Raw genomic sequence first — 11,969 nt, 5'->3', positions numbered from 1 at the left:
TCTTAAAACCTTGTTCGTTTCATAATCGGCCACTCCCTTAAGCTAGACGCTAATCGTGCTTGGAGGAGAGCCAGGTGGTTACAACGGCGCCGCCTGAGCGGGTCAGACGGCGCCATTATATTGCGATATTGTCACCAATCCGGCTTAGAAATTCGCCCGAGCGATGAACGAGAAGCGGCGGTCGTTCATGAAGTAGGAACGCGGTGCCAGTAGACTGGGGTTACCGGTATAGGCCTGCGAAGTCTTGGTCACCTCATTAAGCAGGTTAACGCCTTGGACCCCGATCTTAATGTTATCAGTCACGCTAAAGAATGCAGACGCATCCAACTGTCCAGTCGCCTCGTTGTAGATCGAATAATATGGGAAAATCACATCCGATGCAGTCAGCAAGAAGCGTGAGCGCCAGTTATAAGCCGCACGGAGCGAAACTGGTCCCTTTTCATAGAAGACAGTTGCGTTCACATTATGCTTCGATAGCTGTTCAAGCGGCAGATTGCCGGGAGCTACTGTGGAGTTAGCGGCCAGATTGCCGCCGTTTAGGAACGTATTCGGAAGCCCCTTGCTCTTGATGTAAGTATAGTTGGCCGACGTACCAAGACCATCCAGAAATCCGGGGAGGAAATCATAGGTCTGCTGATGGGCAATTTCGAAACCTTTTACTTTACCCTTCCCGTCAAAGTTGGCCGGGCCACGCACAAGGACGTTCTGCGTAACGCCGTTGTTGGTAATAGAACGATCGGTGACTGCCTGATAAAAGAAGTCACGGATATCTTTGTAGAAGACATCGAAGGTCAGCGAACCAACCCGAGCAAAGTACCATTCCGCCGTCAGGTCGAACTGCCATGCGGTTGCGGGCGTTAGGTAAGGATTGCCAGTTTGTGCCGTCAGATTTCCTGCACCATCTAGGCCGGTGTTCAAGAAGTTCCGAAGATAGGCATTATCAGGCCTGGTAAGTACCTTCGACGCCGCAAATCGGAAATTCACATCGTCTGAAACACCAAGTTTGGCATTAAAGCTCGGTAGGAAATAATCATAATTGCTCTGAGCAGAGTCAAATAGGTTCGATCCATTGGCAAATGTCTGAAGCGCAGCATATTGCGTCGCGTTCAACGTGCTGCATAAACCGCCAGCAGGAATTGTGCCCCCAATCCCGGGACGGGTAACCGGTGCGCAGCGTACACTATAGGGCTGCGAGATGCCAAGCTGCTGCTGCGTCCCAACACTAATTTGGCCATCAGACCTAATGTCCGATGAAACATACCGCACGCCGATATTTCCAGATAGCCGCATCCCGCCAAAGTCCTCGGAACCGAATTTCGCCTGTAGGTACAAGGCCGTGTCCTGCTGGCTGACCGGTTGGATATCTGAGGGCAGGAATGCTGTGCCAGCTGTCACACCACCGCGCTCCGCAAGCGGAACCCAACCGGCATTGCCGCCATTGGCAACCCAAGCAGCGTTGACCGATTTAGCAAAGGTCGAAGATCCGGCATAATCGCCAATCAGATCGCCATTATAGTAGTACGCGCCAGCTGGCCCAGGTGACTGTCCGCGAAAGAAGTCCGGAAAGGCGTAGAAGTCAGCATTGCCGCTGCCGACCTGGCTTACCGAAACCGGACTGTTGCCCGCCCACACTTCGCTCAGCACGCCCCAATTATAGGTGGTGTAGCGAACAGTCTGATCGCGGTCCGCATATCGAGCACCAAACTTGAGCTGACGTAGGAAAGAAGTTTCGTCAAAGTCATAGGCTAGATCACCGCGGAACTGAAATTCCGATCCGGTACTATTTTCGATATGGTCCATTGCCGAGCGCCAGAATTGAACGCGCTTGTCAGCAAAATATTGCGCATCTGACATTGCCCCAAGCGTCGGGTTTGGTCCCGCCCAGCTGTACCCAAGATAGTTCGGTTTGTGCGGGATCACCACTGGTAGGTCGCCGGTCAGATCCAGCTCCTGATCCGCCCAAGTTGAACCCATGATGCTGACGTCAAGATTTTTCTTTACCGACTTTGTGTAGTCCCCGTCGAGGCTAAGGCTCAGTCTGTCCGTCAACTTCGTTTGCAAGTTCAGAGCATAATCGGTGTTGGTGCTTTCTTCGTCAACTTCGCGACGTACAGCAACCTGCTGCAATCCACCAATTGGGACGAACGTATTTGGATTGCCGCGCCAGCCGTCACTTGGATTAGTTATATATCCCTTTTGGAACAGATTATTCTCGTCATAGGTGTAGTTCTGGAAACTGGCGCCAATCGGGCATTCTGCCCGGGTCGTGCCGTCGCCAAATGTCCCATCGGTCCTCAGTTCAGCTGGCCCCCGATTGTTTTGCAAGCAGCCGATTGGCTGGGTACCATATTCCGAGAGATCCGAGCCTGTTTCGAAAGTACGCTCACCCCATTTGTTGGTCGTGTGCGACCGAAGGAATTGCGCGGTCAGCACAGTATTGCGATCAATTGATTCGAACTGGAAGGCAAGCGCCTGACCGTCACGTGTACGGTCGAATTCCTGTGTGCGGAATTGACCACCAAGGGGAGCATAAGCCACCGAACGCAGATCTGCAAAACCATCTGCGCCGGTTGTTTGCGCTGCATTACAGTTGTTGGACTGAGCGGGTAAAAGTGTTGTGTTGTTGCTGCTAGGCAGACGATTTCGGCAGACTTGTGTGCCGCCTGCATTTGCCTTCAAGACATAAGCGCCGTCTCTTGTCTGGAAATTCGAAATCTGCAGGCCATCAGCTCGGCTTTTGATGCGCGAGTAGGAAAGATTGCCCAAGAGTCCAAAGGTACCAATGCCGGTTTCCCAGGTGTTGCTCAGTAGAAGGGAACCTGTAGGCGTCCATTCCTTCCGGAAATCGCCATAATTGCCCTCAAGGTTCAAACCAATATGAAAGCCCTTGTTATCGAAGGGTTTACGGGTGTTGAGGTTGACCGTTCCGGCAAGTCCGCCTTCAATCATGTCAGCCGTCGCATTTTTGCTGACTATGACTGAGCCTAACAACTCGGATGGAACATCCGCAAAGTTCAAGGCCTGTCCGCCAACACCTGCTGCAAACGAATCGCGCCCGTTGAATTCCGAGCGCACAAAGTTCAGGCCGCGAATAACGACACCCGATCCCTCTACTGAGAAGTGGTCTGGATCATTCGAACCAGCAAAGCGGTTAATCGCTACACCAGGAATCCGTTGGAGTGCCTCAGTTACGGAACGGTCGGGTAGAGCGCCGATGTCTTCCGCGGTAATGGCATCCACAATTGTGTCTGAATTCTTTTTGATGCTCTGCGCGTTTGCAAGGCTCGCGCGGATACCTGTGACAACAATGGCGTCTCCATTGTCTTCCGTCTCAGCCGCTGCTGCATCTTGTGCGTAGGACGGAGCGCTGGTCAGCAGCACACAAACCGCAAGCATTGATACACTGGACTTCAAAGGCAAAATCGGCACCGACCCACCCCCCAGTGCACGGATCGACTCAAACAAATTCAATGATTGCTTTTCCATGGCGTAACCTCTCCCAATTGATAGCGCTATCATTTTTACACATTGCGCTTCTGGTAGCGCTACCTATATTTCTATTTGGCGGTTGGCAAGGCCTGAATTAACGTACAAAAAGCGATCGAGAGAATTGTTTGGAAATGGGTGCAAAAAAGTCACATGAGCAATGAAAATCATGCAATCCGCGATATTGTAATCGTTGGCGGCGGCACCGCTGGCTGGATGGCCGCCGCGGCTTTTGGTCGTTTTTTGGATAATGGCCAACGCAAAATAACTGTTATCGAATCAGATGAAATTGGCACTGTTGGCGTGGGTGAGGCGACCATTCCGGCGATCCTGAATTTCAACCGCATGCTCGATATCGATGAAAATGAATTTTTACGAGAAACGCAGGGTACATTCAAACTGGGCATCGAGTTTGTAAATTGGGGTAGGCTGGGCGAAAGCTATTTTCACCCGTTTGGGCATTATGGTCAGGACCTACATGGCATCAATTTCCATCAGCTATATCTGCGCGAATATGCCCGCGGCGACCACCGGTCGATATCCGAATATTGCATGTCGGCCATGGCGGCAAAGCTGGGGAAGTTTGGACGGGCCAATGCGACCGCACGTTCGCCGGTTTCCGAGTTATTCTACGCCTTTCATTTTGACGCATCCCTTTATGCGAAGTTTTTGCGCCGTCACGCTGAGGCCAATCGGGTTGTTCGGCAGGAGGGCAAGATTGTCCGCGTTCATCGCCGCGACAGCGACGGTTTTGTCGAATCCGTAGAGTTGGCCGACGGAACGAAAATCACAGGTGAGTTGTTCATCGACTGCTCTGGCTTTCGCGGTCTGTTGATCGGCGACACGCTGGGTGTAGGTTATGAGGACTGGAGCCACTGGCTGCCGATGGATCGCGCGATTGCCGTTCCGACCGCCAATATCGGCCCACCTGACCCGTTCACCCGGTCAACCGCGCGGACTGCAGGTTGGCAATGGCGTATTCCGCTGCAGCACCGCAGCGGCAACGGGCATGTTTATTCGAGCCAATATCTCGACGATGACGCGGCCGAGGCGGTGCTGATGGCCAACCTCGAGGGCGAAGCTTTGGCGGATCCGCGCCGGCTGCGTTTCACCACCGGAAGGCGTGATCTCAGCTGGAGTCATAATGTCGTGGCGCTTGGCCTTTCTGGTGGCTTTCTCGAACCGCTGGAATCAACCAGCATCCATCTGATCCAGAACGGCATTGCGCGGCTATTTGCTTTGTTTCCAGACAAAAACTTCAATCCGCTCGAACGCGACGAATATAATCGCGGGATGCGCGATCTTTATGAGGATATCCGCGATTTCATCATCCTGCATTACAAGGCGACGCAGCGCGATGACACTCCGTTCTGGCGCTATGTCCGCGATATGGACATACCCGAGCCGCTAGCGCGCAAAATGGAATTGTTCAAAACACGGGGGCGAGTGTTCCGCGAGAATGCAGAACTGTTTAGCATGCCGAGTTGGGTTGCGGTGATGTTGGGGCAGAACATCTGGCCCGAGCACTGGGACACGCTGACCGATGCGCTCGATGAAAAGCGCGTAAGCGAAGCGATGGCGCAGATGCGTCGAGGCTATACAGCGACCGCCGATGCGCTGCCCACGCACGAGGAATTTTTGCGAAAGGCCGGGGCATGGGCCGCATCGGACGTCCGGATCGTGCAGCCATGAATGACTATGCCATTCGCAAAATGGTGATCGTCGGCGGTGGTACCGCCGGATGGATGACGGCGGCGGCATTTTCTCGAGTGTTCAGCGCGCTGCCGGGGCTGCACATTGAGCTTGTCGAATCCGATGCCATTGGCACTGTCGGTGTTGGCGAAGCAAGCATCCCTGATATCTGCCTGTTCAACAACTTGCTTGGCATCGATGAAAATGAGTTCGTGCGCCAAACCGGGGCGACCTATAAGCTCGGCATTGAGTTTGTCGACTGGACGCGGTTGGGGCATCGTTACGTTCACCCCTTTGGCCATTACGGCATCGATATGATGGGTATCGAATTCCAACATTTCTGGCTTAAGGGCAAAGGGCTTGGCGACAACAGCCTGCTCGACGCCTATTCGATGGCGGCGGTGGCGGGCAAAGCAGGCCGGTTCATGCGGCCGCATTCGGACCAGCCCAATTCGCCGCTCTCCAAATTCAGCTATGCCTTTCAGTTCGATGCGGGCCGTTATGCGAAATATCTGCGCGCTCGCGCAGAGGCGCAGGGCGTCAAGCGGACAGAAGGCAAAATCACAAAGGTCGAGCAGGATAATGAGAGCGGTTTTGTCACTGCGGTCGTTCTTGAAAACGGCACGCATATCACGGGCGACCTGTTCATCGACTGCTCGGGCTTTCGCAGCCTGTTGATTGGTGAAACGCTCGGCGTCGGGTTCGAGGACTGGACGCCGTGGTTGCCCTGCGACCGAGCGGTCGCCATTCCCTGCACGCATCCGGAAGGCGAATTGAGCGAACCGCTTACCCGCAGCACTGCGCGGCCCGCTGGCTGGCAATGGCGTATTCCGTTGCAGCACCGGATCGGCAATGGCCATGTTTATTCAAGCATGCATATGTCTTCTGACGAGGCAACTTCCTTATTACTTGCCCATCTTGACGGCGAGCCGCTGGCCGACCCCAACTATATCCGTTTCACTGCCGGACATCGGCACAAGGCGTGGGAGAAGAATGTGGTTGCGTTGGGCTTGGCAGGTGGCTTTTTGGAGCCGCTTGAATCGACTGCGATCCATCTGGTTCAGGCAGGCATTGCCCGACTGATGACGCTGTTCCCAACTCGCGAATTTCGCCGCGAGGAAATCGACCGCTTTAACCGCGAGTCGATTGAAGATTATTCGGAAATTCGCGATTTCCTTGTGCTGCACTACAAAGCAACCGAGCGCAACGATTCCGCCTTTTGGGACTATTGCCGCACGCTGGAGCCGCCGCCTGGGCTGGCGGACAAGCTAGCAATGTTCCGTTCGTCGGGCAGGGTGTTCCGCGAGAATAACGAGCTGTTTACTGAGACGAGTTGGCTGTCGGTGATGGTGGGGCAAGGCATGGAGGCAGACGGCTATCACCCCGCAGCCGATTTACTGCCAGATAATGAAACGATGAACCGTCTCGCGCATATCCGTAGCGTTGTTCAAGGCACGGCGGATGCGATGCCAACGCAGTCCGAATTTCTCATCCAACAGGGTAGTGTGATGGTGAAGGGGTGACGTGGCTGTCCGAGCCATTAGCGATTGCCGAAACCGGTAAAGCTGGTTTTACTGAATTTCACGAACATATCCGTCCCGCGGCAAAGCCCTTGGTGATGCGCGGTTTGGTCGCCGACTGGCCATGTGTAGCTGCCGGACAACGAGGCGATAGAGCGATGGTCGCCTATCTGAACGAATGTGGCACGACCCGCCCGGTAACCGCGCTCGCGGCGGCTCCGTCCGAGCAGGGGCGGCTTTTCTACAACCCGCAATTGACCGGATTTAACTTCATCAAGGGGCAGGGCCAACTGGCCAAATTCTTAGGCGACCTGATGGATGAAAATGCCAAAGACATGCCGCACGCAATGTCCGTCCAGTCGGAAGTCCTGCGCATCGTATCGCCGCGCTTTGCGCAAGCGAACCGGCTTGATCTGTTGCCCGATGTTGAAGGCCGCATCTGGCTCGGCAATCGCGTTCGGACGGCAACGCATTACGACCTGAGCGAAAATGTCGCCTGCAATGTAGCGGGCCGCCGCCGCTTCATATTGTTTCCGCCCGAGCAGATTTCTAACCTATATCTGGGGCCGCTCGAACTTACCCCTGCGGGAACGCCGACCAGCCTCGTTGACCCAATAAATCCTGACTTGGAGATCTATCCGCGTTTTGCAGAAGCATGGAAATATTCGCAAACCGCAACGCTCGAACCCGGCGATGCGATCTACATTCCCTATGGCTGGTGGCATGCGGTAGATAGCCTAGATACACTGAACATCCTCGTCAATTACTGGTGGAACAACCCGCATGAGGTTATGGCTCCGCCTTATGATGCGCTACTTCACATGATTGCGGCCTTCCGGCATCTGAACCCCGAACAGCGAGAGGTCTGGCGCAATATCGCCGAGTATTTTGCCTTTGGCGAGCATGATCCAGGCGCGCATTTGCCAGACGGATCGAAGGGCATGCTTGGGCCGTTTTCGCCGAAGCTAATCAGCAAGATGATGGCCTACATCAGAGCCTCGATGCAGCGTTAAACACCAGGCTGCGGCAATACAGACTCCAGCCATTCGCCATAAGGCGGCGCTGCATCTACCACTGCGCGCGCCGCATTTTCCGCCTGCTGCGTCAACGAGCGGTTCCGTTCAGCCGACTGGGCTAGCGCGTGGGCTGAGGGTGCCGAGGATATGCCCAGCGCCAGCAGCATAGCGCTCCACTCCGATGGCAGCACCGGCGCTTCTTCGAAAAAGGGCATCCGACCATGTCGCCGGTGCATGTCGATCAGCAGGTTGAACGACGGCGAATATGTGAGTTGCGACACACGCGCCGTAAACGGCGTGCCGGGCATTCCGAGCGCGGCATAATGGCTAGTCAACCAATCACGCAGCGACGAAGCCATCAGCTCCGCGCGGCGGTTATACTCTTCGCGTTCGCGTGGTTCGACGTTGCGCCCTGGGAGCAGTTCGAGCAACAAAGACAACTGTCGGTGGGCGAGATCCAGATTTGTACCGCCAATTGGTTCGAAACTCGCCGCTGCGTCGCCCAAGGCAACGACATTGCCGACAAAGGGCCGGACGAGTGCGCCGGGATGAATTGCCGCGGCGATGGCAGCGGAAGCGCCTGCCCTTATTAGATGCGCTTCCGCGTCGGCACTGCCCAGCGATGCGGGGAATGCAAATATCCGCTGCACCCCGTCACGCCCGCCAATCTCGTTCAACCAGCCATGCGGGGTCAGGGTCATCCGATCTTCGAGCGCCAAAACCGGTTCACCCGGCGCGGCGATCAACACTCGATCGCAGGGCAGATTTTCCCTCCAGCTGTCAAGCGTCGCGCCGTCCATCCTGCTCATCAACCAGCGCATAGGACCGCTACAATCGATAAACAGGTCGGCGGCAATCGCTCCAGCATTGTCGTCAAGAATGACTGCAGCGATATCGCCCCGTTCGCTATATTGCACATCAGCGGGAAATTTTGGTGCATATTGAATGCCAAGCTGCATCGCCTTTGCAATCAGCAGATTGCGATAGGCCGCGACATTCCATCGGAGCGCGTAATCAATAGTGGCGAGCGGTGAGTTGGGGTCGCCATCGGGTGGGCAAAAACGGCCCGTAGCGGCAAGCGCCGCGGCGGGTGTTAAAATCCTTGCTTCGGCTGCCTGACCGGGACTGCGGACGGCCTCAAAATGTCCCGTAAACGCGTTGCCAAGCGCCGGGTTACCACTGCCATAGCCGCTGATGCCCTCATGGGTCTCACTTGCCCAGCCGCGATAGCGAGTAACTAACCGGTGGCTCGCTCCAGCCCTTTGCACCAAATCCATTTCGGATATGCCGAGCCGGTCATGCAGCCGGTTGGTAAAGGGCATTGCTGTGCCAATACGGTCGGCAAAAGCAGCGTGATCTGCCGGACTCGGGATTACAGTTACCGTCGTGGTCGGTAGTGCCTGGCGCAGGGCGATGGCGGTCAGTACGCCTACCTGTCCGTCGCCAACCACCAGAATGGCGTGCGGCAGTTCGCGGGGCTGAGCAGCATGATTCATAGCTGCGGTGCCAATCGCTCGCTGCGCGAATGCAGATAGGCGCGATGGTCCGGCATGGTCGCGACTTCCATGTCAATTGCATGCTTCAGCGAAGACAGTGCGCGTGCCATACCGCCTGGGTCGGGAACCGAAACGCGCGGGTCGATGCCGTTGGGAAGGATGTTCTGCCCCAGAAAGACCGCTATCCAACTGGCGTCGTAAAACAACCCTTCGGAATATTTGGCAATGCGTCCTGTCCGTTTCCAAAGTTCCATCTTGCCCGCCAGACTGTCTGGCACCTGCATCGTGCGAACATGATCCCAAAATGGCGAATCATCCCGCGTTGTAGCGTGGTAATGCAGGATCAGGAAATCGCGGATGCGGTCATATTCCATGTCAACGAGCCGGTTGAACTCGGTGCGGTCCGCGTTCTCAATCTTGCCGTCCTTGGGGAATAATTCGATCAAATAGGTGATAGCCATTTGTGCTAGATAGATACTGGTCGATTCGAGTGGCTCAAGAAACCCGCTAGCCAGCCCGACGCCGATGACGTTTTTGACAAAGCTGTTCTTGCGCCGCCCGGCCCGGAATTTCAGGATGCGGGGATCCGCTAGCGAAGCGCCTTCGACCGCAGCGACAATCGCATCCGCCGCTTTGTCGTCGTCGACGAAGCTGCTCGCATAGACATAGCCGTTGCCGACACGGTGCTGCAACGGAATGCGCCAACGCCAGCCAGCGGGCATGGCTATCGCGCGGGTGTAGGGCTCGATTATCTCGCTAGCCGCGGCGCAGGGCATGGCTACCGCGCGGTCGCAAGGTAGCCAGTGCGACCAGTCCTCCCACTCCGCGCCGACAGCTTCTCCTAGCAACATGCTGCGGAAACCAGAACAATCGACAAACAGGTCGCCATTGACGCGCTGTCCGTTGTCTAAGAGCAGCGTGGTGACATTGCCCGTTTCACTGTCTTTCTGGACCTCAATAACTTTGCCTTCGATTCGTTCAACGCCTTTGCTGAGGGCGAATGTGCGCATATACGGACCGAACAAAGTCGCATCGAACTGATAGGCGTAGCCATAGGTTGAACCAAGCGTTTGATCGTTTGCGGGTGGACGAAACCGGTTTGCGAGCGCTGCTGCAACGCCCATTGAATAGTCGCTAATCGGACCAGCATCACCCCTTTGCTGCGCGGCGAGCCAATAATGGTGGAATGATATCCCCGCCAGCTCTTCACCGAAGCTACCGAATGGGTGGATATAGCTGTCGCCAATCTTACCGAAATCGCGGAAATCGATGCCCAGCTTGTAGGTAGCGTGCGTCTCCCGCATGAAGTCGGATTCGTTAATACCAAGGCTTTCGACAAAGCTGCGTAGGTGCGGCAACGTAGCCTCTCCAACACCGACAATGCCGATATCTTCGGATTCAACGAGGGTCACGCGAACTTGTTCCCCAAGCATGACCGCAACGCCGGTTGCCGCCATCCAGCCCGCTGTGCCGCCGCCAAGTACTATGACATGGATGGGTTTTGCGCCACCGTTACTCATAAAAGTATCCTTCCCCAATGGTCGTACTTAGGTCACTCCGCTATACTGCCGTTAGCTAACGGCCGCGCCAGTTTATTTATCGTGCCGATGCCGTCTGAAGTGCCGCAGCAAGTTTCGAGTGCAGTGGTTTGGGTGCAAAATCGGCACTATAAGGGCAGGCACGTTTAGCAAGTCCATCAGTGCGGAGCGGTTTGAACTCCTGCAACCATGAATATGAATCACACATGCCCCATGCAAGCACATCCTTGAGTTGCGGATAGTCCAACATGACTTCGAAATAGGCTTTAGCGTAGTCCGCAACCGACCGGTCCCGCGCCGAAATATCCCCGGGCAAAGCCTGATCGTTTACGTCGAATTCGGTGATCAATATATCGTAATTCATAGCCACCACCTCATCGAGAAATTTACGCCATTCCCGTTCCTGCCTCGGCCCAGTTCCTGTGGAGGGATCATATGTATCGATTCTGATATGCGATTGGATGCCTAGCGCATCGACTGGCACACCGCGCGCCCTGAACCCTTCGAGCAGCTTGAGCACGCCCGCTCGGTGTTTTTCATTGCCTGGTTCCCAACTCATGTAGTCATTGTAAACGAGCTGGGCATCTGGCAGTTGTGCGCGTGCGGTTTGGAAGGCGAGATCGACCAGCGCCTCGGTGCCGCCAATGGCCCGGGAAATTGCGGTTTGTGCCAGCGTTGAATCTTCCATTACTGTCTCATTGACAACATCATAGCTCAAGATGCGGCCGCGATAACGGTCGGTAACTGTCGTAATGTGCGTGGTCAGCAAGCGTGCTGCTTCAGTTGCCGGGTTGGTACCAAAGTCATAGGCCTCCAACCAGCTCGGCTGCCATTGCGGACGATGCCACATTAATGTGTGACCGCGCATTGCCATATTATTTTTCTCGGCAAAGGCCAGTATTTCGTCAAATGGCGCAAAGTTGAAAGACAATGGGTCGGGGCGTAACGACTGCCACTTCATTTCATTCTCGGCGACCAATATGCCGCAGTCGCGTTTCAGCAGCGACGCATAGCCTGTGTTTCGGAACGAGCCTGAACCGCTATGCCCCGCCCCAACCGCTGAGCCGAAGCGCATACCTTTGGCCTTCGCAAGCTTATGCAGACTGTCGATTGCGGACGCAGTGCCAACAGAATTGACAGGCGAGCTGTAGTTTCCTGAGCAAGCCGTTGTCGCCAGCGCCAGCACCGCCGCCAGACCCTCACGCCGTGTCATTTCCATTT

7 protein-coding genes are annotated in these 11,969 nt (G+C 55.4%); 3 read left to right on the top strand and 4 right to left on the bottom strand.

All coding sequences use genetic code 11. The features are described 5' to 3' along the window. Positions 1-144: 144 nt before the first annotated feature. Entirely contained in the window at positions 145-3,486 is a 3,342-nt protein-coding gene (locus ACIQ2T_RS01425) for a TonB-dependent receptor (protein ID WP_397589263.1), read from the bottom strand. A 153-nt stretch (positions 3,487-3,639) separates the two neighbouring features. On the opposite strand from ACIQ2T_RS01425, the gene ACIQ2T_RS01420 reads away from it, so the two are divergent. The 3 genes from ACIQ2T_RS01420 to ACIQ2T_RS01410 are packed head-to-tail and all read left to right on the top strand — an operon-like array spanning position 3,640 to position 7,711. Beyond that, complete coding sequence (locus ACIQ2T_RS01420) at positions 3,640-5,178, top strand: tryptophan halogenase family protein (RefSeq protein ID WP_397589262.1); 1,539 nt, start codon at positions 3,640-3,642, stop codon at positions 5,176-5,178. Further along, positions 5,142-6,701: a tryptophan halogenase family protein gene (locus tag ACIQ2T_RS01415; RefSeq protein ID WP_397589261.1), complete on the top strand. Its 1,560-nt coding sequence runs from the start codon at positions 5,142-5,144 to the stop codon at positions 6,699-6,701. Before ACIQ2T_RS01420 ends, ACIQ2T_RS01415 begins: the two co-directional genes overlap by 37 nt. After that, complete coding sequence (locus ACIQ2T_RS01410) at positions 6,698-7,711, top strand: cupin-like domain-containing protein (protein ID WP_397589260.1); 1,014 nt, start codon at positions 6,698-6,700, stop codon at positions 7,709-7,711. Before ACIQ2T_RS01415 ends, ACIQ2T_RS01410 begins: the two co-directional genes overlap by 4 nt. Here ACIQ2T_RS01410 and ACIQ2T_RS01405 read toward each other — a convergent pair. The 3 genes from ACIQ2T_RS01405 to ACIQ2T_RS01395 form a co-directional block, all read right to left on the bottom strand. Next, a complete protein-coding gene (locus ACIQ2T_RS01405) occupies positions 7,708-9,210 on the bottom strand; it encodes a tryptophan 7-halogenase (protein WP_397589259.1) in 1,503 nt (500 codons plus the stop codon). The two genes, ACIQ2T_RS01410 and ACIQ2T_RS01405, sit on opposite strands and share 4 nt — an antisense overlap. After that, positions 9,207-10,730: a tryptophan halogenase family protein gene (locus ACIQ2T_RS01400; RefSeq protein ID WP_397589258.1), complete on the bottom strand. Its 1,524-nt coding sequence runs from the start codon at positions 10,728-10,730 to the stop codon at positions 9,207-9,209. The genes ACIQ2T_RS01405 and ACIQ2T_RS01400 overlap by 4 nt, the downstream gene beginning before the upstream one ends. Positions 10,731-10,806: 76 nt before the next feature. Further along, on the bottom strand, positions 10,807-11,967 hold the full coding sequence (locus ACIQ2T_RS01395) for an endo-1,4-beta-xylanase (protein ID WP_397589257.1): 1,161 nt from the start codon (positions 11,965-11,967) through the stop codon (positions 10,807-10,809). Between the last annotated feature and the right edge of the window lie 2 nt (positions 11,968-11,969).

Origin of the sequence: Sphingorhabdus sp. (assembly GCF_044357595.1) — a bacterium.
Lineage (GTDB): Bacteria > Pseudomonadota > Alphaproteobacteria > Sphingomonadales > Sphingomonadaceae > Sphingorhabdus_B.
Note: the sequence above shows the minus strand (reverse complement) of the source record. Positions and strands in the feature narration are given on the sequence as shown.